This is a genomic window from Pseudoalteromonas fenneropenaei (assembly GCF_042643375.1).
GTDB lineage: Bacteria > Pseudomonadota > Gammaproteobacteria > Enterobacterales > Alteromonadaceae > Pseudoalteromonas > Pseudoalteromonas fenneropenaei.
Window position 1 is genome coordinate 1 of record NZ_JBHRSD010000014.1, and the last position, 26,230, is coordinate 26,230.

24 protein-coding genes are annotated in these 26,230 nt (G+C 44.9%); 12 read left to right on the top strand and 12 right to left on the bottom strand.

The features are described from left to right. Nucleotides 1–282 precede the first annotated feature (282 nt). The 4 genes from ACFOEE_RS08230 to ACFOEE_RS08245 are packed head-to-tail and all read left to right on the top strand — an operon-like array spanning nt 283 to nt 4,817. Nucleotides 283–1,551, top strand: coding sequence for an efflux RND transporter periplasmic adaptor subunit (locus tag ACFOEE_RS08230; protein WP_377123075.1), 1,269 nt, complete (start codon nt 283–285; stop codon nt 1,549–1,551). Between the two features lie 14 nt (nt 1,552–1,565). Continuing rightward, the gene (locus ACFOEE_RS08235) at nt 1,566–2,261 is read left to right on the top strand and encodes an ABC transporter ATP-binding protein (RefSeq protein WP_377123077.1); all 696 of its coding nucleotides are present in this window, start codon (nt 1,566–1,568) and stop codon (nt 2,259–2,261) included. Nucleotides 2,262–2,270: 9 nt separating this feature from the next. Then, complete coding sequence (locus ACFOEE_RS08240) at nt 2,271–3,602, top strand: ABC transporter permease (RefSeq protein WP_377123079.1); 1,332 nt, start codon at nt 2,271–2,273, stop codon at nt 3,600–3,602. A 9-nt stretch (nt 3,603–3,611) separates the two neighbouring features. Beyond that, nucleotides 3,612–4,817: an ABC transporter permease gene (locus tag ACFOEE_RS08245; RefSeq protein WP_377123081.1), complete on the top strand. Its 1,206-nt coding sequence runs from the start codon at nt 3,612–3,614 to the stop codon at nt 4,815–4,817. Between the two features lie 235 nt (nt 4,818–5,052). On the opposite strand, the gene ACFOEE_RS08250 is transcribed toward ACFOEE_RS08245, so the two are convergent. The 10 genes from ACFOEE_RS08250 to hisG all read right to left on the bottom strand — a co-directional run bounded on the left by ACFOEE_RS08250 (nt 5,053) and on the right by hisG (nt 14,830). After that, the gene (locus ACFOEE_RS08250) at nt 5,053–5,856 is read right to left on the bottom strand and encodes a glycosyltransferase family 25 protein (RefSeq protein ID WP_377123083.1); all 804 of its coding nucleotides are present in this window, start codon (nt 5,854–5,856) and stop codon (nt 5,053–5,055) included. 226 nt (nt 5,857–6,082) lie between these two features. Beyond that, nucleotides 6,083–7,678 (bottom strand): phosphoethanolamine transferase, encoded by a 1,596-nt coding sequence (locus ACFOEE_RS08255; protein ID WP_377123085.1) that lies wholly within the window; start codon nt 7,676–7,678, stop codon nt 6,083–6,085. Between the two features lie 143 nt (nt 7,679–7,821). Then, a complete protein-coding gene (gene hisIE / locus ACFOEE_RS08260; RefSeq protein ID WP_377123087.1) occupies nt 7,822–8,433 on the bottom strand; it encodes a bifunctional phosphoribosyl-AMP cyclohydrolase/phosphoribosyl-ATP diphosphatase HisIE in 612 nt (203 codons plus the stop codon). Then, complete coding sequence (hisF, locus tag ACFOEE_RS08265; protein WP_377123089.1) at nt 8,424–9,203, bottom strand: imidazole glycerol phosphate synthase subunit HisF; 780 nt, start codon at nt 9,201–9,203, stop codon at nt 8,424–8,426. Before hisF ends, hisIE begins: the two co-directional genes overlap by 10 nt. Continuing rightward, the gene (locus tag ACFOEE_RS08270; protein ID WP_377123091.1) at nt 9,185–9,919 is read right to left on the bottom strand and encodes a 1-(5-phosphoribosyl)-5-[(5-phosphoribosylamino)methylideneamino] imidazole-4-carboxamide isomerase; all 735 of its coding nucleotides are present in this window, start codon (nt 9,917–9,919) and stop codon (nt 9,185–9,187) included. Before ACFOEE_RS08270 ends, hisF begins: the two co-directional genes overlap by 19 nt. 10 nt (nt 9,920–9,929) lie before the next feature. Further along, nucleotides 9,930–10,520, bottom strand: a complete 591-nt coding sequence (gene hisH, locus ACFOEE_RS08275) for an imidazole glycerol phosphate synthase subunit HisH (RefSeq protein ID WP_377123093.1) — start codon at nt 10,518–10,520, stop codon at nt 9,930–9,932. After that, entirely contained in the window at nt 10,517–11,578 is a 1,062-nt protein-coding gene (gene hisB / locus ACFOEE_RS08280) for a bifunctional histidinol-phosphatase/imidazoleglycerol-phosphate dehydratase HisB (protein WP_377123095.1), read from the bottom strand. The genes hisH and hisB overlap by 4 nt, the downstream gene beginning before the upstream one ends. An 8-nt stretch (nt 11,579–11,586) precedes the next feature. After that, nucleotides 11,587–12,639 (bottom strand): histidinol-phosphate transaminase, encoded by a 1,053-nt coding sequence (gene hisC / locus ACFOEE_RS08285; protein WP_377123097.1) that lies wholly within the window; start codon nt 12,637–12,639, stop codon nt 11,587–11,589. Continuing rightward, nucleotides 12,632–13,927, bottom strand: a complete 1,296-nt coding sequence (gene hisD / locus ACFOEE_RS08290; protein ID WP_377123099.1) for a histidinol dehydrogenase — start codon at nt 13,925–13,927, stop codon at nt 12,632–12,634. Before hisD ends, hisC begins: the two co-directional genes overlap by 8 nt. Before the next feature lie 3 nt (nt 13,928–13,930). Beyond that, complete coding sequence (gene hisG, locus ACFOEE_RS08295) at nt 13,931–14,830, bottom strand: ATP phosphoribosyltransferase (protein ID WP_377123101.1); 900 nt, start codon at nt 14,828–14,830, stop codon at nt 13,931–13,933. Between the two features lie 333 nt (nt 14,831–15,163). On the opposite strand from hisG, the gene ACFOEE_RS08300 reads away from it, so the two are divergent. The 5 genes from ACFOEE_RS08300 (at nt 15,164) to ACFOEE_RS08320 (ending at nt 20,565) form a co-directional block, all read left to right on the top strand. After that, nucleotides 15,164–15,382 carry a hypothetical protein gene (locus ACFOEE_RS08300; protein ID WP_377123103.1) on the top strand — a complete coding sequence of 73 codons (219 nt, stop codon included), beginning with the start codon at nt 15,164–15,166 and terminating at the stop codon, nt 15,380–15,382. 156 nt (nt 15,383–15,538) lie between these two features. Further along, nucleotides 15,539–17,365: an ATP-dependent DNA helicase gene (locus ACFOEE_RS08305; RefSeq protein WP_377123105.1), complete on the top strand. Its 1,827-nt coding sequence runs from the start codon at nt 15,539–15,541 to the stop codon at nt 17,363–17,365. Further along, nucleotides 17,366–18,052, top strand: coding sequence for a tRNA (adenosine(37)-N6)-threonylcarbamoyltransferase complex dimerization subunit type 1 TsaB (gene tsaB, locus ACFOEE_RS08310; protein ID WP_377123107.1), 687 nt, complete (start codon nt 17,366–17,368; stop codon nt 18,050–18,052). It begins immediately after the preceding gene. A gap of 54 nt (nt 18,053–18,106) precedes the next feature. After that, nucleotides 18,107–18,403, top strand: coding sequence for a hypothetical protein (locus ACFOEE_RS08315; protein ID WP_377123109.1), 297 nt, complete (start codon nt 18,107–18,109; stop codon nt 18,401–18,403). Nucleotides 18,404–18,531: 128 nt separating this feature from the next. Continuing rightward, nucleotides 18,532–20,565 (top strand): EAL domain-containing protein, encoded by a 2,034-nt coding sequence (locus ACFOEE_RS08320; RefSeq protein ID WP_377123111.1) that lies wholly within the window; start codon nt 18,532–18,534, stop codon nt 20,563–20,565. Here ACFOEE_RS08320 and ACFOEE_RS08325 read toward each other — a convergent pair. Further along, entirely contained in the window at nt 20,555–21,838 is a 1,284-nt protein-coding gene (locus ACFOEE_RS08325) for an alkaline phosphatase (protein ID WP_377123113.1), read from the bottom strand. The two genes, ACFOEE_RS08320 and ACFOEE_RS08325, sit on opposite strands and share 11 nt — an antisense overlap. Before the next feature lie 163 nt (nt 21,839–22,001). On the opposite strand from ACFOEE_RS08325, the gene ACFOEE_RS08330 reads away from it, so the two are divergent. The 3 genes from ACFOEE_RS08330 (at nt 22,002) to rnd (ending at nt 25,849) form a co-directional block, all read left to right on the top strand. After that, nucleotides 22,002–22,889, top strand: a complete 888-nt coding sequence (locus ACFOEE_RS08330) for an alpha/beta fold hydrolase (RefSeq protein ID WP_377123115.1) — start codon at nt 22,002–22,004, stop codon at nt 22,887–22,889. A gap of 115 nt (nt 22,890–23,004) precedes the next feature. Further along, complete coding sequence (fadD, locus tag ACFOEE_RS08335; RefSeq protein ID WP_377123117.1) at nt 23,005–24,657, top strand: long-chain-fatty-acid--CoA ligase FadD; 1,653 nt, start codon at nt 23,005–23,007, stop codon at nt 24,655–24,657. 61 nt (nt 24,658–24,718) lie between these two features. Next, entirely contained in the window at nt 24,719–25,849 is a 1,131-nt protein-coding gene (rnd, locus tag ACFOEE_RS08340; protein ID WP_377123119.1) for a ribonuclease D, read from the top strand. A gap of 110 nt (nt 25,850–25,959) precedes the next feature. On the opposite strand, the gene minE is transcribed toward rnd, so the two are convergent. Continuing rightward, nucleotides 25,960–26,229 carry a cell division topological specificity factor MinE gene (gene minE / locus ACFOEE_RS08345; RefSeq protein ID WP_377123121.1) on the bottom strand — a complete coding sequence of 90 codons (270 nt, stop codon included), beginning with the start codon at nt 26,227–26,229 and terminating at the stop codon, nt 25,960–25,962. Between the last annotated feature and the right edge of the window lies 1 nt (nt 26,230).

Genomic DNA, 26,230 nt, shown 5'->3' on the forward strand with positions numbered 1-26,230 from the left:
TGGTGAACTCTCGATACTCACTGTGCTTATTAGATCAAAGGGCTAGATCTGTGTCTAGCCCTTTTTCAACAGTCTGAGGCGACTTAGGTCGCCTTTTTTATTGACAGAAAAGATAGTCTTACAAGCCAGAGAACAACTCAACTATTAAGCTCACACATCAAGATTTATCTTGCATACATTAAGTGACTAAAAAATATTTATGTAAATAAGATGAAAATAAAACGGAAAAATATTATAGTCAGGTATTAGATTTATTAGGTACAAATATCGCAAGGACTGCCAATGAGTTACATCCCAGATACCAGCGCACAGGATACAGTAATTGAGCACAGGCAACTCAGTTGGCGTAAGTGGGTGATTGCTGCAAGTATACTCATTGCAGGGTATTTAGTTGTGCCTGCTGTTTATGCATGGTTCAGCGGGGAGCGTGCGATAGTGCGTAGCGAACTTAAGTTAGCACAAGTGCAACAAGGTGAGTTTGTGCGAGATATTTCAGTGCAAGGTAAAGTGGTCGCCGCAAAACGCCCAACGATTTATAGCCCATCGTCAGGAACCGTAACTTACGCCGTTGCGGCTGGGGATACCGTCAGTGTAGGCCAGTTACTTGCTGAGATTGACAGTCCAGAACTGACTAGTGAACTGGCGCAGCAACGAGCAGAGCGTGATCGCTTGTTCAGTGCACTTGAGCGCGAACGTATTCATGCTAAACAAAAAGCGTTAGCCCATGAGAACAATATAGGCCGTGCAGAAGTTGCTTTAAACGCTGCTAAACGAGAAATGCGTCGCTCCCAAGAGGGTAAAGACAAGCAAGTAGTCAGCGATATTGACTTTCAGAAAGCCAAAGACGAACTACAGAATGCTGAACGAGAATACGCATTAACGCTAAAAGAAATCGATTTATTGCGCGAGAGCCACAAGTTTGAAGTGAAAAATCGTGAGCTCGAATACAACCGTCAACAAGTTGTGGTTGAGGAGCTTGAACGTCGGGTTGCCGCACTTCAACTGTTATCCCCAGTTGCCGGACTGGTTGGAAATTTAATAGTCGAACAAAAGACCAATGTGACGAAAAACCAGCCTTTGGTCACGGTGGTAGATTTATCTAAATTTGAAGTTGAAGTGCAAATCCCTGAGCAGTATGGCGATGATTTAGCTTTGGGCATGCAAGCCGAAGTGTTTGTCAATAATCGTAATATTTTGGGCGAACTAACCGCGATTTCGCCGGAAATTAGTAAAGGTAGTATTGCGGGAAAAATTCGCTTGTTAGAGAGCGAGAGTTTGGGCCTTAAGCAAAACCAGCGTCTAACCAGCCGGATTATTTTAGAGCAAAAAGACAATGTATTGTATTTGCCAAGAGGGCAGTTTGAGCAATCTCAAGGTGGGCAATTTACTTATTTGGTTCAGCAAGAAAAAGCGGTAAAAACACGTATCCAACTTGGCGCCCAGAGCCTGACTCAAATTGAAGTGTTGGCGGGCTTATCTAAAGGGGATACGGTAGTCGTTTCTGACTTACGGGTTTTTAAGCAAGCACAACAAGCGAGAATAATAGAATAATAAAGGATTTTAACATGTTAAAAATGGTTCAAGTAGCAAAAACGTATTACACGGACAGTATACAGACACAAGCTTTGTGTCCTTTTGATTTAAACATAGCACAAGGCGAATTTGTTGCTGTAACAGGGCCTTCAGGCTCTGGGAAAACCACTTTTCTTAACATCGCAGGTTTGCTTGAAAACCATAGTGCAGGGCAGTATTTTCTGGATGGGCAAGACATCACCTTACTCAACGATAAAGATCGTTCAAAAATTCGCAATGAGAAAATTGGTTTTATTTTTCAGAGTTTTAACCTTATTCCAGAGCTTAACTTATACGACAACATCGACATGCCGTTACGCTATCGGCAATTCAACAGTAAAGAGCGCCATAACCGAATTATGGGCGCTTTGGAACAAGTCGGTTTAGCTGGACGTAAAGGGCATTATCCACAGCAACTATCAGGTGGGCAGCAACAGCGGGTGGCAATTGCGCGCGCTTTGGCTGGTACACCGTCTTTTCTGTTAGCCGATGAACCGACCGGCAATTTGGACTCGCAAATGGCCACTGGCATCATGGCACTCTTAACAGACATTCAGCGCCAAGGTACTAGCATCATTATGGTTACGCACGACCCTCAGCAAGCACAGCAAGCAGAGCGCATTATTGAAGTGCGTGATGGTATTTTGAGCGAGTCTCAGCGTAACGTTAAAGCCGCTGCGATAGCATAAGGATTAGTGATGTTTGCTTACTACCTAAAAGTTGCGTGGCTAAGTATTAGAACCACGCCTTTACTGAGTATATTGATTGTACTGACCATCGCGGTTGGCATAGCAGCTGCAATGACCACCTATACGGTCAATTATATGATGTCGAAAGATCCGCTCCCTGGTTTGGGAGACCGCACTTTTATTGTGCAGTTAAACAGTTGGGGGCCGGAGAAACCGTTTGCCTATGATGGCGATGAAGAGCGGGTGACACGGTTTTTAACCTTTCAAGACGCCCATAACTTGTTGGCTGCCAAGCAAGCCAAGTATCAGACTGCGATTGGTGGCTCTAAAGACTTAGTCTACGCGGCAAAGCAGTCAGAGTCGCAAGCACAGAGTAAAGAGTTTCTGACCGTAACGGTAGATTTTTTTACCATGTTTAAGTCACCATTTTTATATGGCATGCCTTGGTCAAGCGAAGATGATGCCAAAGGCGCTGATGTGGTAGTGATCTCAAAGCGTTTTAATGATGAACTATTTGATGGTAAAAATTCACTTGGCGAAAATATCATGATTGGTGAGCGCTTATATCGAATAGTCGGTGTACTTGATACTTGGCCTTTATTACCAAAATTTTACGGTAGCTCTTATGAAGCGTTTCAGCACACCCGTGATGTATTTATTCCGTTTTATAATCAAATCAATAACGAAATTCTCGCGAAGAATGAAATTGCCTATCGCTGTTGGAAAAGTCCTGATGATGAATCAGTGAAGGCTTTCTTTAGTTCAGAATGTACTTGGATCTATTTTTGGGTGCAGTTGGAAAGTGCAGAAGATAAACAGCGATATATGGACTTTATCTATAATTATGCCAATGAACAGCGCAAAACTGGCCGTTTTCAACGTGAGGGATACCATAAGTTACGTGATATTCAAGATTACCTTACGTATGAAGAAGTGGTGTCAAAAGACAGTAAAATTGGCGTGTGGCTGGCATTTTTGTTCTTATTCGTTTGTTTACTTAACTGTATGAGCTTAATGACAGCTAAGTTTCACGCTAAAGCTGCTGAAATCGGCTTGCGCCGCGCGATAGGTGCCAGTAAGCAAGACTTGTTTATCCAATATAGCTGTGAAATGTTACTGTTGGGGGGATTAGCTGCATTATGTGGCTTGTTGTTGTCGTTTATTGGTTTGCACGTAACCAAAGAAGCTTACAGTTATTTGGATGCTGAGTTAATGCAAATGAATGCGACGTTGATCGCAATGACGGTATTACTGACAATATCTGCTACTTTATTGTTTGGCTTGTTGCCCATTCGTAAAGCCATCAATATTCAGCCCGCTAGTCAGCTAAAAAGTTTATAAGGATAGCCAATGAAAGATTTATTACCCATCCTTAAAACCTTGCGAGCCAGTAAGCTCGGGCCACTTTTGCTGGCTTTGCAAGTGGCTATCACTTTTACCGTGTTAGTCAACGCCATCTTTATGATAGTTGAAAAACAGCAGATGATTGCTCGTGATAGCGGTATCGCTCAAGCGCAAATATTTCGCGTGGTCGCCAACCAACCTTTTGCTGAGGATGAATATGAAGCGCGTTTGAACGAAGCTATTGCGGGAATAGGTGCCTTATCTGCAGTGGAAGCCGTTTCTTACCTATCCAGTGTGCCTTATGCTGGCTGGGGAGCAATTGATGAAGTGACAAAGCGCCCTGAAGATCGCAAAGAAACTTGGGCAGCTACCTATATGGCAGATGCCAAGGTGCTAGAAACACTAGGTTTAACTTTAGTGCTTGGTGAGACCTTTAGCCAAGCTGAAGAACTTACCGTTGCATATGAAGCACAAGCTCAGCCGAGCGAGCTTGTGATCACCCAAGCTTTAGCGGAACTTCTTTACCCAGACGATTGGCAACAAGCGCTAGGTAAAACCATCTACTTAACCCAAGTACCTCATCATGTTAAAGGGATTGTAGAGCGCATGCACGCACCTTGGGGAGTATGGCATGCCTCGGAAATGTCAGTATTAAAACCAGTACGCGAAGCAGGTAAAGTGCTTACCTTGGTAGTGCGTGCGAAACCTGAACAACTGGCTGAAGCGAGAACGCAAGTACGTGATTATTTAATCGCAACGCCTAAGCGTCATATCGATTATATGGAATCGGTTGATGAGCTAAAAGCGCGTACTTATGAAAGAGAAAACGCCGCGCTAAACACTTTATGGATGGTGGTACTGGCGCTGTCTTTTGTTACTGCCTTCGGTATTTTTGGCCAAGCACGCTTTGCAATATTGAAACGCCGTAAACAAATTGGTGTGCGTAGGGCTTTGGGTGCCAGCCGCTGGCATGTGTTACGTTATTTCTTAATGGAAAACGCACTAATCACTTGCCTAGGCGTATTTATTGGTGTCGTACTGGCTATTTTACTCAACGAATACACCATTACCCGCTTTGAACTTAACCCGATACCGAGCAGTTACTTTGCCTTTGGCGCACTGGCGTGTTTGATTATTGGTCAACTTGCAGTGCTATTCCCGGCAGCTCAAGCATGTCGAGTTTCGCCAGCTATTGCTACCCGAAGTGTGTGATGGTCGGCCGCTGATTTGGCTCAGTAATCAAACTTTGCGTTTTGGTTATTGAGCTAAAGAATAAAGTTGAGTTTTGCATTTGCCTAAAATGGCCTACAAAGTTCGTACAGGATTGCATTCTGAACGGTTTACAAGGTTATTTTTGCCATGATAACCAGAGTGTAACCCTATGCTAGCTTTGCACTTGCTATATTCTAAACCAGCTCGATTCAGTTAGTTCAGCAATGACAGTGCGCTAGGCCCTGTTTTTGCTGGACGCAGATGCCGTATTTCGCTCTGCGTAAACTCGCTTTAGTGCAGCGATTTGTTTATGACGAAATAGCGCATTTTTGACCTTGTCTTGGAGCTGTAACTTCAGTTTTCGTAGTTTATGCTGCGCAATACGTTTGCTACCGGAATTAGCTTGAATATCGCTATTGAGATCTGTTCTTTGTTTGACTATAAAGGGCATTAGAGCAAATACCGCGACTTTGGTTTCCCAACTATGTTGAATGTCAGTGTCAACAGGCCGACCAAAGGTTGCGGTGGCAGCTAGTAACTTTTTGGCTCCAGCATAACTTATTGCCTGAGCGCAACAGCCAGTGATAGGTTTATTGTGTACAACCAGTTCAAATGGCGGGTTTAATGGCTGCCGATGCGCCACTGGGCGAGTGCGATTTTCATACGCAGCCAGTTTGATAAGTTCCCAATCGAGCGGCAAGGATTCGATTTGTGCGACGACCTCGTTTAAGTCGCCAGCCAGATTAAAATCATCTTCTAATACAATTGCGTAGGGTAACTTACGGTCAACGATAGTTTGCCACGCTTTACGGTGGCTAAAGTAACAGCCAATCTCGCCAGTGCCGAGCGGGCGATGAAACACTTGCTCATTAAGCGTTTTACTATAGTGCTGGCTTATTTGCTCTTCACTTAGTTTTTTACCATATACGCCACTAATGCGTTCAAAAGGAATGGCAAATTTGTTTAACTCTTGCCAACTATGTTTTAAACGTTCGGTACTGTCGTCTAAGTTAATTAAGAAAATTGGGGGGTAAGCCATAACTCGCCATTTAATCTTATTAGTTAACGCCTAGGTTACACGTTAACTGTGAATTTTTGGTTGCAATGAAGTGTTAGACCCTAATTGTGTTGTATTTATTTCAATAAAACGAGTTTTTATTCGAAATTTCCCATTAAAGGGCCGTGTATGGAATTGTGATAGGCAAAATGGAGAGGTAAAAGCCAAAGGGTTGCGCCGTTATAGGCAGCCTTTGGCTTGAAGGAAATTAATTAAGGCGTGTGCTACACGTGTGCTTATCCAAAGTGTAGCGTTTAAACCCGGCTTCTCCATATGGTGATTGACCATTTAAGTAGTATTGACCGGCCACTTGATTGGGGTTTTCAATATACGCGCCAAGTAGTTTGGCAATTTGGCGACTTATCTCGTAGTGGTTGGTCATACAACCAAATTGGTTCTTGATATCTTTTAGCTGCTGCTCGGGATCGTTAACTGCGTAAAGTAAGAAGGGAACCGCTGCAACGTCAAGGTCAATTTGATTGTGCCCAAAGCGACCATCTTGACCTAATAATTCGCCGTGATCTGAGGTCATGAAAATCAGCGTTGGCTGCTTAGAGTGCTTAAAGTGGGCAATAAGCTCGGAAATGGTTTTGTCAGTGTAACGTACTGAGTTGTCGTAAGAGTTACGCATATAGTGGGCGTAAGGTTGACCTTCAGTGGGGAAAACAGTTTGCTCTTGAGGATAATTATCAACATAAGGTGCATGGGCGCTGCGCATATGTAAGGTTATAAATTGCTTTTGCTGATAATCTAAGTTCAACTCTTGCAATGCCAACAATAACCGGTTGTCATACTCTCCATCAAATCGAGATAAAGCATCGTTATCTTGCCATGTGTCGACATGCGCCATTGAAAACGCGTGCGTGAGGGCGCCAGCATTTTTCTGCGTGGTGATATAATGGGTTTGATAGCCTTGTTGTTTTGCCAGTTTGTAAAGCGCAGTATCCATATTCCGCAAATGTTTGGCGTTGTCTGGCTCATAGGTCACGTTATAAAACATCGCCAGTGATACGCGGGTCGTGACCGCACTAGAAATAGCACGAGTATAAAAAAAGTTGCTATCGGACTTTAGCTTGTTTAGTTCAGGTGTAGTATCTCGCTCATAACCATACAGCCCCATATTCAAAGTACTTAAGCTCTCACCCATCAGTATCACAATATTGTAGTCACTTGTTGGAACGGATGTCACAACATAAGGTTGATAGTCTGTAATGGTCTCGTTATTACTGCGAATGGCTAATGATAAAAAATAAGACATTGAGTACAAGCCATTTTTTAGCGCCGAGTGACCTATGTTAGGTTGAAACTTTTGAAATGCGTTGCTGCTATAACTCTGTGCAAAAGGAGCACAAAGGAGCAATATCACAAGCACCGGGCTGGCACCAAAATGACGCAGTTTGTCTTGCTGTTGTACCCTAAGCAAGCTGATCGCCGCAGCTGATATGATTGGCATCACGCCGGGTAACAGTAAGAATGGTGCAACGTCCCAAAAGCCGGTAAGAGCGTCGTAAGTTTCTAAAAATAGTAATTTGATATCAAAGGCACTGGAAAAATTACCAAAATAATGGAAATACATCAGTTGTCCGCTTTGGATAAACGCCACCAAGAGAGTTACCGTGACAAAAAAAACGCGATTTTTTACAAAACTCAGCACGGTAAAAAGCACTAACGTGATGAGATAAGCTTTGGGATTTTTAAACGCAATATAACTGGAGTTGAGCATACCGTAGAGTAGCTCCGGTACAGAAGCAATGGCACAGCAAAGTAGCGCAAACAACACATTACGCAAAAGTTGAAACTGCATAAGTTACCTGATGAAGAAAGCCAATGAAGTGTTCTATGTAGCGTAAGCGGTTTGGTCGCAGTGACTGCGAAGTAAAAAAGGCTTACACCACCAGAGCAAAATTAATGGCGTAAGCATATCATGAGGTTATGCGCTAACTACAATTACTTGTGTCTTTCTTTTAGGACCTTAACGACTTCGCTTAACTCTAAGTCACAGCGCTGTAGCAAGACGCTTAAGTGATATAACAAGTCCGCCGATTCATTGAGTAGCTCGTTTTTGTCATTTTTCATTGCTGCTAAAGCCACCTCAACCCCTTCTTCACCAACTTTTTGGCATGAACGGCTTAAGTCTTTGGCAAATAGTGAAGCGGTATAGCTGGTGTCAGGGTCGGCAAAACGACGTGAGGCAATGACCCGCTCTAAGTCGCCAAGAAAGGCAAGTTCGGGCGCTGCATCACCAAAACAGCTGCTAGTACCTAAATGACAAGTCGGGCCTTTAGGTATTGCTAACACTAAAATCGCATCTTGATCGCAATCGGTATGTGCAGAGACAAGCTGTAAATAGTTTTCAGAGCTTTCGCCTTTGGTCCATAGCCTTTGCTTGGAGCGCGAGTAGAAAGTCACAAGACCCTTAGCAAAGGTGACCGCAATGGCTTCGCTGTTCATAAAGCCCTGCATTAAGACCACACCTGTTAGCGCATCCTGAACTATGGCTGGGATCAGCGGCGACTTGTCAAAATCAAGTTGAGTGAGATTATCGGGAGTTAGTTGCATTGTCTTACCGCCACTTGGTTATTTGCTAAATATTGCTTAAGTTCGCCAATATCAATCAAGCCTTTATGAAATACGCTCGCCGCTAACGCGCCATCGACTTGAGCGTGTTGAAAGACGTTTTTAAAGTCGACCATTTGTCCGGCTCCACCTGAGGCTATTAGCGGTACATGACATAAGGAACGGATCGCACTCAACTGTTCAAGGTCGTAACCACTGCGCACACCATCTTGATTCATGCAGTTAAGTACAATCTCACCAGCGCCTAAATCTTGCACGCGCTTTACCCATTCTGCCGTTTCGTAGCGAGTTTGGCTCGCCGCGTTTGGGTCGCCAGTGAGCTGGTAAACCAAATATTTGCCTTGGGCTGCATCGTAAAAGCTGTCAATGCCGACTACTACACATTGCTTGCCAAACTCGTCATGTAGCTCTTTGATAAGTTCTGGTCTGGCTATGGCAGGGCTATTGATAGAGATTTTATCAGCACCTTGTTCTAACACTTTTGCCGCATCGGCAACCGATTTAATTCCACCAGCTACACAAAACGGAATATCGATGTGGCGTGCGATATCCCGCACCCAATTGACATCGAGCAAACGTTTTTCCACTGAGGCGCTAATTTCGTAAAAGACCAGTTCATCAGCGCCCGCTGCTGAATATTGCTGAGCGAGCGTTAGAATATCACCAACTACTTCATGGCCTTGAAATTTAACCCCTTTAACAACTTGCCCTTGTTTCACATCAAGACACGGGATTATGCGTTTTGAGAGCATGCCAGCGCCTCCTCAACGGTGAATGCGCCATCCAGCAAAGATTTACCTAGAATAATTCCGGCAACACCGATAGCCATCAGTTGTTCAATGTCGGCAAGACTACTGACACCACCGGATGCTTGTACACGAATGGCCGGATTGTGTTGAACAATCGCCTCATAAAGCGCAAACGAAGGGCCACTCATGGTACCATCCTTACTGATGTCAGTGCAGAGAAAATCGACCACACCTAGGCTCAGGTAATAGTCTAATAACTCGAATAGATCTAACTCGGAATCTGCCAACCAGCCATGGGTTGCTGGTGCCCAGCCATGGGCGGTTTTATTGACATCAAGCGCAATCACAAAGCGTTCTGCACCAAATTCGGCTATCCATTCGCCGACTTGTTCACGATTATCAACCGCCATTGAGCCTATGACGACTTGATTTGCACCGGCCTTTAGCCACTCTTTGACATCGTCACGACGGCGAATACCACCACCGACTTGATACGGTACGCTGAGTTGTGCGGTGGCAAATTGAATATGCTGCCACTGCTTTTGAGCGGGATCGCGCGCGCCTTCTAAATCAACCAAATGCAGTTTACTGGCGCCACTTTGTTGATAGTCGAGCAATCTTGCGTCGAGTTGATAGGGGTAAAATTGGGCCGTATCGTATTTGCCTTGATATAAACGGACAATTTTATTTTGTAATACATCTAATGCTGGAATGATCATGGACTTTCCTTTACACCTGCCAAGTCAAAAAGTTACGTAAAAGGGTGCTGCCAACTTTGGCACTGCGTTCAGGGTGAAATTGCATACCGGCAAAATTATCTTTGGCCACAATGGCAGAAAACGCTTGGCCATATTCGCCTTGCACTAACGTAGCCGAATTAGGCTGATGGGCAAAGCTGTGCACAAAATACACTTGGTCGTTTGGCTGCAAGTTAGCACTAAGCGGGTGAGCTTGGATTACCTCAAGATTGTTCCAACCCATGTGCGGTGCGGTTAACGTGCCGGTTTCAAGTAACTGGACTTTACCGGGGATAAGGCCAAGACAGGTGACGTTGCCTTCTTCAGTGGCTTCGCAAAGTAATTGCATACCAAGGCAAATGCCCAAAAGCGGACGCTGATATTCTCGTATTGCGGCTTGCCAACCACCTTGTTGTAAGCGCTGCATGGCCACTTGCGCGTGGCCAACGCCCGGCAGCACTGCGCGCTCAAAATCACGCAGTTGTTCTGGTGCATCAATAACCTTGGGCGTTACGCCCAGTCTTTCAAACGCAAAGCGCACTGAATTGATATTGGCGCAGCCCGTGTTAATTATGGCTATCATAAACATCCCTTTGAACTGGCGGTGACTTGGCTTGCATCTTTGGCTATCGCCATGCGTAGCGCTCGAGCAAAGGCTTTAAACAATCCTTCCACTTGGTGGTGGCAATTACCGTCGCTGACCGACAAAATCAAACTAATTGCGGCATTATCTGCCAGCGATTTAAAAAAGTGTTCGACCATTTGGACATCAAGGTCGCCCACTTTTTCGCGACTAAAATTGGCATTTAACACAAACGATGCGCGACCTGATAAGTCTAACTGACACTCGGCTTTGCACTCATCCATCGGCAAGGCAAATCCATAACGTCCAATTTGAGCTTTTGTGCCAAGCGCTTGCTTCAGCGCTTGGCCAAGTGCGATGCCCACATCTTCAACAAGGTGGTGCTCGTCGATATGTAAATCGCCGCTCGCTTCGATAACTAAACCAAGGTTCGCGTGGGTGCGGATCTGATCAAGCATATGGTCGAAAAAGCCAAGTCCAGTGGTAATGTTACCTTGTTTTTGACTATCTAAATTAAGCGCGACTCGAATTTGCGTTTCTTTGGTATTGCGTACTACTTCACCTTGGCGGTTGGCAGTGGTGAGTTGGGTAACGATTTCAGGCCAGTTATTGTTATAAAGAATACCTTGAATGCACAGGTTTTCCGCCAGACCTATATCGGTTTGACGGTCACCAATCACATAAGAGCGAGCTAAGTCGACTTTGCCAGAGCGCATCAGTTCAGTTAGCAATCCCGTTTTAGGTTTACGGCATTGGCAATTGTCGTGCTGAAAGTGCGGGCAAATCAATACGTCATCAAATTGGATGCCTTGACTGCTGAAGATATCCATCATTTTTTGTTGTGGTTTAATAAAGTCTGCTTCGGGGAAGCTGTCGGTGCCTAAACCATCTTGGTTGGTGACCATTACTAAACGATAGCCAGCGGCTTGTAATGTCAATAGCGCTGGGATCACACCGGGTAAAAGTTCAAGCTTTTCCAAACTATCAACCTGCTTGTCTACTACAGGCTCTGCAATCATAGTGCCGTCGCGGTCAATAAATAAATAGGGCGTAGTCATGTTGTTCCTTAATTGCTGATGGCGTCTAACCAGAGTTTGACTTGTTTGAGTTCGTTTTCGCAGCCGATTGAAATGCGTAGCCAATCGTCTTCGCCATAAAGGGTAAATTGGCGCATCACTAAGCCGCGTTGCATGGCAAGGTCAATGCTGGCTTTGTCTTTGAGTTTTAACGTCACAAAGTTACCTTCACCCGGTAGCACAGTGGTAACGGCGCTGGCATTTTGCAGCCAACCGACAAGGGTTTGTTTCGCTGCGTTTAGAATTGTCACTTGGCGGCGCATTTGCGTTATCGCATCTTGGCTGAGTGCTTGTTCCGCGATGCGTGCAACCACAGTTGCGACAGGGTAAGGAGCAATCACTTTACGAATAGGAGCAAGTACCTCTGGCTGTGCTAAAGTAAAGCCCGTGCGCAGCCCCGCTAGGGCAAAGGCTTTCGATAGAGTACGTAGCACCACCACGTTGGCAAAATCTTGGACAAGACCAACCGCAGTTTGCGCAGCACAAAACTCGATATACGCCTCATCAACGATAAGCAAAGCTTTGCCACTTAAGCGACTTGCAAGTTCCGCTATTTTTGCCACAGGAGTGAGGCTGCCTGTAGGATTATTTGGGTTACAGATAAACACCAATTTGCTATCACCAATTGCAGCTAAGATTTCGTCCACACTGCCGTCAAGCAACAAGGCTTGCGTCAAACTATTAATAGCCACGTTATGCGTATCTGCTGTCACCTTGTACATGCCATAGGTGGGTAAAAACAGTGCGATACTATCTTTTCCTGGTGCACAATACGTACGTACCAACAGTTCAATCCCTTCGTCGGCACCGCGCGTCATTAGCACTTGATCAGGCGCTAATGCAGCGTAGCGTGCATAAGCGTTGATCACGGCCTCAGGCTGAGGGTCGGGATAACGGTTAAAGTCATTTAAGGCAACTGAGAAATTTCTAGCGTATGGGCTTTCATTGGCGTTTAACCAAGTTGTACCCGATAGCTTGAGGCTCTTGGCCGAACTGTATGCTTTAAGCGCCTGAATATTTTCAGGTAAAGAAATGTTAGTCATTATTGAGTGCCTCAAGTCGAATTTTTACAGCATTGGCGTGGGCATCTAACCCTTCGGCGCTCGCCAGTGGCAAAATTGCGCTGCTGAGGTTGATTAGTCCATTTTTGCTGATTTTCTGGATAGTGTAAGTGCGATAAAAGTCTAATAAACTCAGGCTTGAATAGGTTTTGCTATAGCCATAAGTTGGTAAAACATGGTTAGTGCCAGAGGCATAATCACCTGCAGACTCAGGGGTGTAATCGCCGACAAACACTGAACCGGCATTTTTCACTAAAGGCACATAACGTTCGGCATCGGCAATCTGTAAAATTAAGTGCTCAGGACCATATTCGGCACTAATGGCAAAGGCTTGCTCCAAGCTCTCAACCAAAATTAAACTACTGTTAGCCAAGGCTGCACGCGCAATCTCTGCTCTTGGCAAAGTAGCGAGTTGAAGTTCAAGTTGTCGCTCAGTCGCCTCGATTGTGGCTTTGCTGTTACACAGCAAAATCACTTGTGAGTCCGTGCCGTGCTCTGCTTGCGAGAGTAAGTCAGCAGCAATAAAGGCTGGATTTGCGCGCTCATCGGCGATGACTAACACCTCAGAAGGGCCAGCTGGCATGTCAATGGCAAAGCCAGGCAAAGACTGACTCAATAATTGTTTAGCCATAGTGACGAAACTATTGCCTGGGCCAAATACTTTATTCACGCGTTGCACGCTTGCAGTGCCAAGCGCCATTGCTGCAATCGCACCAGCGCCACCGGCTTCAACTATCTTAGTGATGCCGCATAATTTGGCCGCATATAAAATCGCAGGGTTAATTTTTTCATTGCCTTTGACTGGCGTAGCTAGCACGACTTCAGCACCACTGAGCTGTGCGCACACTCCTTGCATCAATACCGAAGAGGGGAGTGGTGCGCTGCCGCCCGGTACGTACAAACCAACCGCTTCGATGGCTTGATATTGTAGCTCACAGCTTACACCCGGTTGGGTTTCAAGACTGTAGCCTTGCGGTAGTTGCTTGGCGTGAAAACTGCGAATATTTTGATACGCTTGCTCGATAGCCGCTTTTAATTCAGCACTCAGGAGCGCAGCGCTTTGCGCAATTTCGACGCTCGGCACCAATAATCTTGGCTGCGTGCGACCATCAAAACGGTTTGCCATATCAAGCAAAGCTTGGTCGCCGCGAGTTGCTACGTCGTTTATGATGTTTTCCACAACGGCCTTGACATCGGCACTCACACTTACCGCAGGGCGAGCAAGTAGCTGCTTACGCTGTTGTGGGCTTTCCTCATTCCAGCACAGCATGGCTTACTCCATCATCTTTTCAATTGGCATCACGAGAATCGAGCTCGCGCCTAGCGTTTTGAGCTCTTCCATGGTTTCCCAAAATAGCGTTTCGCTGCTGACCATGTGTAGCGCAACCATGTCATCATTACCCGCTAAAGCCAACAACGTAGGTTGACCTGTACCCGGCAACAATTGGCAAACTTCTGAAAGTCTTGCTTTTGGTGCGTGCAGCATAATGTATTTACTTTCTTTGGCCTGACGTACCCCCTTTAAACGCGGCAGTAATTTGTTGATTAAGGCGAGCTTGTCTGGGCAGCTTAGGTTGGTGTTTTGAATTAGACAGGCGTTAGATTCTAAAATGGTGTCGCCTTGCATTAAGCCATTGGCTTCAAGTGTTGCGCCAGTTGAGACTAAATCACAAATGGCATCGGCAAGGCCTGCCCGAGGTGCAACTTCAACTGAGCCAGTTAAAACCACCACTTTGGCGTCGATGTTGGCGCGGCGCAAATAGTCTTTTAAGATTTGCGGATAAGTAGTTGCAATACGTTTGCCGTTAAACCAATTTTGCGTTTGTGGACCAAGCTCTTGCGGCCAAGCTAAGGCCAAGCGGCAGTAGCCAAAGTCTAGTGCAGAGAGTTTCTGCACCTCAGCGTTTTGGCCGCCCTTAGCGCGCTCTGCTTGAGCTTCAACCAGTACGTTTTCACCCACTATGCCTAAGTCGCATACTCCGTCCATGACCAGACCTGGAATGTCATCATCACGTACGCGCAGTACGTCGATAGGCATGTTGGTAGAATGCGCAATAAGGCGCTCTTCGCGAAGGTTGAGTTTGATGCCAAGCTGTTTTAACAGTGCCTGACAATCCTTGGACAAGCGTCCTGATTTTTGAATGGCGATGCGTAATCTGTTGTTGCTACTCATTTTTAAAATTTCCTACGTATTAAAACGAAAAACCCCAAGGTGGAACCTCGGGGCGAAATTTAAAATCTGAGTGTGCTGCTCGCCGGAGGTTCCTTTAAGGAATAACCCACCAGCGAAATACCTGACAGGCTATTCCGATGTATGATGGTGATGATGGAATGCAGTGGTCAGGATACTTAACATGTTCAAAACCTTATTTGTTATTTGGTCATTAGTGATTACATTTATAGATAAACACAGCAAGGTTAACTTTGGCAAGTGAAAAATCTATGAATTTAAGAATAAATTATAACTGCCGATAATATAGGAAATAAGTACGAGTAGGAGGATGGTATGGACGCATATACCCCGTTTTTGGCAAAAATAGTCCGCCTTGATGTGCATCATCAACGCACGTTTGCTATTGCTGGAGTCGTTGGCAATCGAGTCGAGGCGATAAAAAAGCGTCGTGAAAAACAGCTCGAAGCGGCCAAAAAGGAGCAATCTCGAGACAAACCACAACAGCAGCAAGAAGATGAGCAAGAAGAGAAACATTTAGACATTTGGGCATAAGCTGTCACGGCGAAGCTTGCAGCGCGGCGGTACTCGCCGTAAAATCGTGACTGATTTTAATTTCGCAAGGTTACCGGTATTAAACAGTTATTTTCTGCCGACGGTCCCATTGCTAAGCAGTTTCCCGGTTATCAACCACGAGAACCGCAAATTGCCATGGCGGTGGAAGTGGACAAGGCAATCACCTCACGTTCTCAATGTGTGATTGAGGCAGAAACCGGGACTGGCAAAACCTTCGCTTATCTGGTGCCTACGCTTGTCAGTAAGCAAAAAGTGATCATTTCCACTGGCTCAAAAGCGTTGCAAGAGCAGCTTTTTCATCGTGATTTACCCGCCATTCAAAAAGCCCTAGATGTAGGGAAAAAAGTCGCTTTACTGAAAGGCCGAGCAAACTATCTGTGCTTGTATCGCCTCTCGCAGCATGTGAGTCATGTACCCACTGATGACCCTGATGTGATGCACCAGTTAGCTATGGTGGCAAAATTTGCTACTGAAACCAATAATGGCGACTTGGCAGATTGTGTGGGGATTGAAGAAGATGCCAAAGTTTTGCCATATGTTAACTCCACAGCGGATAATTGCTTAGGCAAAGAGTGCCCTGACTTTCAAGATTGTTATATTCGCAAAGCGCGTTTAAAGGCGATGGATGCGGACGTGGTAGTCATTAACCATCATCTCTTTTTTGCCGATATGGCAGTCAAAGATAGCGGTTTTGCGGAGCTGATGCCAACCGCCGATAGCTACATTTTTGATGAAGCGCACCAGTTACCTGAAATCGCCTGTGACTACTTTGGAGAGAGTTTTAGCACTAAACAACTTAATGACTTAATCGCCGACATTCGCGTCATTTATCGTGCAGATATCCCAGATATGCTGCAACTCGGCCGAACCTTAAATAAGCTTGAAACTGCTGTGGCGGACTTTCGTTTGGCCTTTCCGCTCGAAGGTGCCAAAGGCGATTGGCGATTGATGTTAAAAGAGCGTCATATTTGTGATGGCTTACACCGAGTGATCTCAGACTTGGATTTTCTCTATCAAGTGTTAAAAACGTGTTTGGATCGTAGCGAAAAAATAGAGCCTGTGTTTGAACGTACGTTAAACCTCAAGGGCAAGCTTGAACGCATTTTTGATGTTAATGAGACCGGTTTTAGTTATTGGTATGAAGCAGGCAAACGTAGCGTACATATTCATATTACGCCGTTAAATATCGCGGCCAAATTTGCCGAGATGATGGCGAAAACCGAGGCAGGTTTTGTGTTTACCTCAGCGACCTTGTCCGTCGACGGTAATTTGCAGCACTTTGCCAATAGCTTAGGATTAAAGCCACAATCGCAATTGCTATTAGAAAGCCCGTTTGATTACCAGCAGCAAGCACTGCTGTGTATGCCGCGTTATTTGCCTGAAAGCCGTGACGACTTAATGCCGCACGCGTTAGTCAAGCTCGCCAAACAACTGATCTTGGCCGCAAAAGGGCGCTGCTTTTTGTTGTTTACCAGTTATCGTGTGATGCACTTGGTTTATGAGGGGTTGAGCGATACGCTGCCTTTTCCTGTGTTTATGCAAGGGCAGTCCTCAAAGCGGATCATCCTTGAGCAGTTTGTGCGTCATGGGAATGCGGTGTTACTTGGCACCGCCGCGTTCTGGGAAGGTGTCGATGTCCGTGGCGACGCGTTAAGTTGTGTTATCATAGATAAACTGCCGTTTGCATCGCCAGACGACCCACTTTTGCAAGCACGTATGCAGGACTGTGAAAAGCGCGGTCAAGATCCGTTCGCGGCGATTCAGTTGCCGCAAGCTGTGATCAGTTTAAAGCAAGGTGTGGGGCGTTTGATCCGTGATAGTAAAGACCGTGGTGTGTTAGTTATTTGCGATAATCGCTTAGTAACGAGGCCTTACGGCCAGATATTTATTAAAAGTTTACCCAATATGCAACGCACCCGAGATTTAGGTAAAGCGCTTGCATTTTTAGAGACCATAGCATAAATGAGCATGAATTTACTGGCGTTAGACGCGTCAACCGAAGCATTGTCTATTACTTTGCAATACCAAGGTGAGTTGTGGCGATTTTTTGAGGTATGCCCACAGCAGCATAGTCAGAAAATTTTACCTGAAATAGACCGAGTTCTCCAGGCTGCACATTGCAGCTTAAAAGACTTAGATGGCTTAGTATTTGGCCGTGGCCCTGGTAGTTTTACTGGCGTGCGGATAAGCGTAGCAATAGCGCAAGGACTGGGTTTTTCGAGCAATCTTAAGTTACTCGGGGTGTCAACACTGCAAGCTATGGCGCAAGAAGCTTTTGCTAAACATGGCGTTACTCAGGTGATAGCTGGCATTGATGCTCGGATGGACGAAATCTATGTTTGCGAATACCAGCTTGATGACCAAGGTGTTATGCAACCTATTGGTGAGGAGCAGGTACTAAGGCCTGAAGCACTCACTTTAAGCAATACTTCCGCTACTGCTGTTGGTACAGCTTGGCAAGCTTATCCGCAACGCGCTGCTGAACTTGGCTTAGCAATTTTAGATGAGCTGACCTTACCCAATGCTGAGTTTATGCTTGCGATGGCAGAGCTGCAATTTGCCCAAGGTTTGGCGGTGAGCGCCAGTGAGGCCGAACCTCACTATGTGCGTGATACTGTAACGTGGAAGAAATTGCCCGGTCGAGAATAACGGTTTATACTCAAGGAGGTGGTGGTTTAATCACCTCTTTACTGAGCGCAACACATGCAATTGTCGATAGTTTCTGGTCAACATACTTATCAAGTGCGGCCACAGCAAAAACCTGTGGATGCCTCGTCACGCCAGCAAAATACGCAGCAATTAGACGCTGAAAAGCACTATGTGCGCAGTAGTGATAAAGCGGTTGCGCTTTTAGATGCTCAACAACAAGACAAGCGTAGCGCAATTTATGACCAGCCAAACTTTAAAAATGGCGTTGCTATTTCTGCATATAAAAACGTTGCGAATGACGCTCGGCGACAAGAGATCCGCAGTCTAATTGGTGTCGATTTATTCGCTTGATTGTGTAAAATTCAATAAAAAACTAGGCTATCTCCCCAACAATATTGAAAAATTTCACCTAACGGTACTTGATTTTTATTGGTTTTTTTTCCAAATTGGAGAAAACAAAAAGAACAAGAGCACGCGTTTTGGCAAAACACTGGCGTAGCAGGTTTACCGACATCTCGTTGGCCGTTTCGTCCAACACTTTAGTGTTGTCGTTACGAGAGGGCTATATTGCGCTTATCCCCTTTTTTATTGGCGCGGCGTTAATTACCTTAGCTGCTCAATTGGTGTATTACCTTAAATGGCAACAGTTAAGTACCACACTTGCGACCTTCGACCATTTTATTTGGGCCGCCTTTCCAATTCTGATGTTGCTATCTATCAGCTACCATTTGTCAAAAAATCTACGCCTGAATACCATCGCAGTGCCTATCTTAGTTTTGAGTTGTTTTGTTTCCACCAGTGGCTACTTTAGCCAGTCTGAACATGGCATTGTCATCGATCAAAAAGCGGGTGTCGTTTATACACTGCTGCTGCCTATAGTGTGTTGTTATGCACTTGAGTTTATGCTGCGCGCTAAATGGTTGCGCTTAGTTGAAGTAGGCAACATCAGTTTATTCTTACGTAAACACCTTAATCTCATCTTACCTTATGTATTGTTGTCGGCAGCTGTTTTGTTTGGTTTACCGCTATTGGAGAGCGCACTAAACGGGCTTGGTGAAGCGCTAGTTGCAGCACTGAGTGGTATCAGTAGTGAAGCGAAATTAATGCTTAAATTGTTGGTTTCTCATTTGTTTTGGTTTTTTGGGATTCATGGTGACAACACCTACGGGGTGTTATTCCCAACTGAATTAGATGACTTTCTACTGTTTAATGGCGTTGACGGTCAGCAGCTTTACACTGCATTTGTAATTATGGGCGGTACAGGTTGTTTGTGGGGGTTGATCTTAGCCATTTATTGGCAAAAAGTGACGCCGCATCATAAGCAAATTGCCAAGTTAGCAGCACCATTTGCGGTTTTTAATATCAGCGAGGTGATGCTTTATGCTCTGCCTTTGGTACTTAACCCATTTCTTATCATACCGTTTTTTGTTACGCCTTTATTTAATGCAGTACTGACGTATTGGGTGGTGAGTGCGGGGTGGTTGGAGTTTCATGTTGTTGCCGAGTTGCCGTGGTTTACACCGGTATTTATCAGTGGCTGGTGGCTCAGTGATGGTCCAAGAGGCGCCTTGTGGCAATTGTGTTTAGTGATTTTAAATGCGTCACTTTATACTCCTTTTTTGAGGCTACATAGTGAGCAAAGCCTTTCCGGAAAAGCCTCTGATTTACTTGTGAAACGCTATGCTGCAGGACGCTTAATCGAAGAGCAGACTGAATCCCATTTTGCTACCCATCAAAGCAAAGCGGATAAATCAGCCCATTCATTGGCTGAGGTGAGCGAGGCTCTTAATTCTGGTGAGTTAACCTTGCACTATCAACCTAAGTTAAACCCCCATACTGGCCGAGTGCTAGGTTTCGAGGCTTTATTGCGGTTGCGAACTGCGGCTGGCGATATTCAAGGACCATGGTTTTTAGCGGTACTGCATGAACACAAACTCATGCATATCATAGATAACTTCGTGATTGATAAATTAGAAGTCGATTTAGCTGAGTTCGCAAAACGTGGGTTCCGGCCAAAAGTGAGCTTTAACATCACCCCAGAGCACCTGTTGGCAGGGGGTTATCGTCGTATTATCAAAGCGTTTTCCCAGTTTCCTGAACAAGTTGAGGTAGAACTGCTGGAATCCAGTTACATTGAAGACTTTGACAAAACCTTAGCGGTTGTCACTGAACTGAAACGAAATCATATTCGCTGTGCAATGGATGACTTTGGTACGGGCTATTCTTGTTTATCGGTGCTTGCAAACTTAACTATCGACACCATTAAACTCGATAAAAGTCTATTGCCATCAAAGGGAAACAGCAAAGGCTTAGTCCTTTACAAGAACCTTGCAGCTCTGTGTGAACAGTTGGGGTTCAAGCTAGTCGCGGAAGGTGTTGAAACTAAGCAAGACGAAGATGCCGTGAAAGAAGCGCGAATTGATTGCGTACAGGGCTTTTTGTATTCTAAAGCGGTGAGTTTTGAGGATGCCGCTGCTGTATTGGTACAACAGCGGCGTTCAATTATTGCTTGATATAACCTATCAACTTTTCTGCGATAGCAGTGTTGTTTTGCGAGCCAACAAAATCGTTGGCGTGTTGGCCATGCGCAAATACTTGCACGTCAATAGCGGTGTGGCCGCTCGTAGTCCAACCGGTAAAGCTTTCGGCATCAATGATATGGCGAATCGCTTTATTTAACGCTTTTTCGCCTGCTACTTTAGCTTTTGTTAACTGCTCTAAATATGCTGTAGTTAATGGGATTGAAGAATATTGCGGCCAAGTTGCAGCAAGATCTTCAGCATTCATAAGTGCTTTAGTGATTACTGGAGCAGAGGCTTTTACGCCTTTTACGACATCGCGCAACCATTTGTATTCACCATTTGCGCCTAGGGTTAGACCACCGGTCGAATGATCAGCGGTTATCACTAATAACGTGTCTGGGTTAGCATCAACATAGTCTTTTGCAACCGAGATGGCGTTAGCAAAGTCGTGCATTTCGTGCATGGCACAAGCGATATCGTTTGCATGACCACACCAATCGATTTGGCTGCCCTCAATCATCACAAAAAAGCCTTTATTATTTTGCTTGTGCAGCAAACTAAGCGCTTTTTTGGTCATTTTTTCTAGTCGGTCGGGATTGGCGTCGATAGCAGCAGGGAAAGCTACCGGTGCGAATAGACCAAGACCGGGAATGGAATTGATATTTTCAAGCGCAGCGAAATCGTCTTCATACTGATATCCCGCTTGTTTGAATTCAGCGACAATATTGCGGTCTTCACGGATAAAATAATCTGTTCCTCCGCCTAGCATTAAATCGACAGCAAGCTTGCCATTAATCTTGTTATCAATGTAATCGTTTGCAATCTCATTATAATTGCGACGCGAGACATTATGAGCGGCAAAACTCGCAGGCGTGGCGTGATTTATTTGCGATGTTGCGACCAAAGCTGTAGTTTTGCCATGCTCTTTGGCTATTTCTAGCATGGTTTTAAGGTCGTGTTTTGCGGTATCGACGGCAATCGCGCCATTGTAGCTTTTTGTTCCTGTGCTCAACGCTGTTGCACCCGCTGCGCTGTCGGTGACTACGGTGTCATCGTCAGGATAGGTGTGGGCCATACCTTTGAGAATGCTGTCGAACACAGTTGGGTCAACAACTTTAGTGGCAGGGTTGTCCATGTAATAGCGATAAGCTGTAGTATAGGCTGGGCCCATACCGTCGCCGATCATATAAATGATATTTTTGGGCGCAGCAAAGCTTGAAAAAGAGGCGACTAAGCTCGCCAGCAGGGTTAATTTGTATTTCATTTTCGTTCCCTAATTTAGAGTTACCCGTGAGTGGTGGAAATGCAGGCGATGAATGCTGCTGATTTTTTAAGTTTCGGCTCTTTGTGGCATAACAAAACCAAGAAGACCTACAATTCTTTGCGGCCGATATTAATTTAACACGAAGGATATTACACGGATATTTATGGATTTAGAGACAAAAACGCAAATTCTATCGTTTAAAAGCGATAAAGTAGCGGGACTGAAGTGGGGTAGTGGCAGCCAAGATGCGCAAACTGTAGTGCTATTGCATGGTTGGTTAGATAGCGCAAACTCATTCTTGCCATTGGCATCATTACCACAAATGAATGACAGCCCATTGCGCTGGCTTGCGATTGACTTTGCGGGGCATGGCTTATCTGAGTGGCGAACTGCTGATGCTCATTATTACTTTATCGAATATGTCTATGATGTACTCGATTTTCTTGAACGTGAGAAAATATCAAGGTGCCACTTTGTTGGTCATTCAATGGGGGCATTGGTGGCCGGTGTTATTGCGGCGGGTTTTGGTGACAAAGTCATCACTTTAACGCAGATAGACGGTTTTGGGCTTATAACCAGCGAAGCATCACAAACCCAAAAAATGCTGCAGCTGGCCTATTTACAGAGGCAAACCTTACTGTACAAAACCCCACGGCGGTTTCGTGACTATCAAGATATTATTGCCGCAAGACTGGCTGTTAGCGACTTGTCAGAAACTCTGTGTGATGTATTGATGAGACGTTCGGTTGCACAAGATAGCAAAGGATGGTCACTCACGAGCGACCCAAGATTAAAAAGTGCGTCCGCTTTTCGTTATACTTTGGCTCAGGCCAAAAACGTCCTTACAGGCATTACGGCGCCAACGCTTGCTTTGACTGCTGAAAACGGCCTTAAATTAATGGAACAGAGTTTAGCAGAGTTTAAATCGTGCTATTCTAGGCTTAGCATTGTACCTGTTAAAGGTGGGCACCATTGCCACATGGAGTATCCTAGTATAACTTTTGAGCACATTTCTCAGCATATTAGTGCAAATAACCGATGTGAATTGTAAGTTTGCAGCAAATGTGGGAATATCTCGCGATTAGAGTAAATGCTCGATTGTGTAACGGCCTTAGATAGATTAAGGTTTATCCGATAGATAAAAATAATGAGAACAGGAGCCAAGAGTGGAAAAAATCTGGTTGAAGCGCTACCCAGAAGGTATGCCTGAAACAATAGATCCAGAGCATTACGACTCATTGCTTGACTTATTTGAAAAGAGTTTTAAAGAATATGCGGATCTGCCAGCGTTCACCAATATGGATAAGACGCTGACTTACAGAGAAATTGACCAAGAAACTAAAGCTGTGGCGAGTTATTTGCAAAACGAATTGCACCTAGGTAAAGGTGATAAAGTTGCAGTGATGATGCCTAACTTGCTACAAACACCAATCACGATTTTAGGTGTGCTGCGTGCAGGTTGTACAGTGGTTAATGTTAATCCTCTTTATACAGTGCGTGAACTTGAGCACCAGTTAAGAGATTCAGAAACCAAAGCTATTTTCATTTTGGCAAACTTTGCCGACACGCTACAAAAGGCATTGCCAACTGCACCAGTTAAACACATCATCATTACTCAGATTGGAGATATGTTGGGTGGGATTAAAAAGCATTTGGTGAATTTTGTGGTTAAGCGCATCAAAAAAATGGTGCCAGCTTACAGTCTGCCAACCGCTATCCCATTCGCTCAAGTGGTTAACTATGATGCGAGCAAATATCGCCGCCCTGAAGTCCATCTGTCCGAGCTAGCGTTTTTGCAATATACCGGTGGCACAACTGGCGTTTCAAAAGGCGCGATGTTGACCCATGGTAATCTAGTGGCCAACCTTGAGCAGGTGTCGGGTTGTTTAGACAAAGTGCTTGATAATGGTAAAGAGATCATCATAACCGCGTTGCCGCTCTATCATATTTTCGCGTTAACAGCGAACTGCTTAACCTTTATGAAGTACGGTGGCCACAATATTCTTATCACTAACCCACGTGATATGGCAGGATTCGTTAAAGAGCTGAAAAAGTATAAGTTTTCTGCCATTACGGGTGTGAACACACTGTTTAATGGCTTGCTTAACGCCCCAGGGTTTGCTGATTTAGACTTCTCAACGCTGAAGTTTTCGTTAGGTGGTGGTATGGCTGTACAGCGTCCAGTTGCAGAGCGCTGGCAGCGTGTCACAAAAAGTAAGCTGATGGAAGGCTACGGCCTAACTGAGTGCTCGCCTTTAGTGACGATATCACCGTATGACTTAGATGGCTATAATGGCTCAATTGGTTTGCCGGCACCGAGCACTGAATTGAAAATCATGTTGGAAAATGGTGAAGAAGCAGCCAAAGGTGAAGCGGGCGAGTTGTGGGTCAAAGGCCCACAAGTGATGGCCGGTTACTATAACCGTCCTGATGCTACTGCCGATTGCCTTAAAGACGGTTGGTTTGCAACGGGTGATATCGCCACTTATGACGACGAAGGTTTTTTCTATATCGTTGACCGTAAAAAAGACATGATCATTGTTTCTGGCTTTAACGTGTTCCCGAACGAAATTGAAGAGGTCATTGCAATGCACGATGGCGTGCTGGAAGTGGCAGCAATTGGGATACCTCACGAAGTCAGTGGTGAACAGGTTAAAGTTTTTGTCGTGAAAAAAGACCCTAATCTGACTGAAAAGGATATAATCAACCACTGTCGTGCTAATCTAACGAACTACAAAGTACCAAAGTTTGTTGAATTTAAAACGGAGCTGCCGAAAACCAATGTCGGTAAGATCCTAAGACGTGCGTTAAAAGCATAAAATAAGCCGGCGAAAGCCGGTTTATTTTTACCTGAGAAGTTAATTAGAGTTGGGAGTCAGAGTGCAGTACCAATTTATTGCTACGCAAAGTGCCTTAGATAATTTTGTCGATGTGATCCGCCATGCAACAGTGTTGGCAATTGATACCGAGTTTATGCGGCGCAAGACCTTGTATCCAGAGGTGGCATTAATTCAGGTTTATGATGGTAGTGCGCTCGCACTTATCGACCCTTTGGCAGCGCTTGACTTTGATGGCTTGTTCCGGTTGTTTCAAGACCCCGACATCGTGAAGGTAATCCATTCACCATCAGAAGATATCGAAGTGTTCCAGCGCTTTGCTGGATTTGTGCCTGCGCCTTTGTACGATACACAATTCGCTTTACAGCTGCTTGGAAGCGGTAACTGTGTTGGATTTGCCAGCATGGTTGGGCAACTGCTTAACATTGAAATAGATAAAAGTGAAAGTCGTACTAACTGGTTGCAACGACCGCTGACTAAAGAGCAACTTGACTATGCCGCCAGTGATGTTTTCCACTTGTTACCTTGCTATCAATTAATTGCCCCTCAGATAGCAGCCAAAGGCTGGCAACAAATTGTGTTCAGTGAGAGTCAACTGATCGCGCACAAACGAGCGGAACGAGTGCCAGATCCCTTTCTTTATGAAGAGATAAAAAATGCTTGGCAGTGTCGGCCAAGAGACTTAGCTGTGCTTAGAGAATTGGCGGCGTGGCGGCAGAATAAGGCGGAGCAAAAAAATCTTGCGCTTAGTCATGTGCTTAAAGAACATAACATGGTTGAAATTGCCAAACGACGCCCAACTAGCATTGCCAGCTTAAGAAATATTCCGGGCGTTGAAGCAATGGAAGTGAATCGCTATGGTAAAGATATTCTAGTTTGTATCGAAAAGGGTAAAGCTGTGCCTGATGAAGCTTGTCCAGCTAAGTTAAAACGCCTGATTGATTTTCCTGAATATAAGAAAAATCTAAAGCAAATAAAACATGCTGTAGATAAGGTAGCGGAACAAACAGGTATTCCCACAGATGTGTTGGCTTCAAAAAAACAGATGAACCAAGTGTTAAGTTGGTGCTGGAAAATGACACCAGAGCAACAAGATGTCTATGTAAAGCCAGATTTGTTCTTGCCGTGGCGCAGAGAGTTGGTGGCAGCTGCGCTTAAAGAGTGGATGGTATAAAACGACACCAACGAACACTAAGGTGCTTTAAAACAAAGACCCAGTTACAAAAAACTGTCAGGCTAAATTCAGCGAACTTAATCTGACAGTTTGTACCTCTTATACCTACATTACTTATGGTGTTTGTCGTCATCTGGCAATGTAATGTTAAGTTCCAGCACCGCTAAATCATCTTCAGTTTGTTCAAACTGAACATTAATTGCATCGCTATCAACATGCACATATTTGCGGATCACGGCCAAAATGTCCTGTTTTAGCATTGGCAGATAATCAGGTGTACCACGTTGAGAACGTTCGTGCGCTACGATGATCTGTAAACGCTCTTTCGCGAGTGATGCGGTATTCTTTTTCTGTGAGCGAAAATAATCTAATAGCGACACT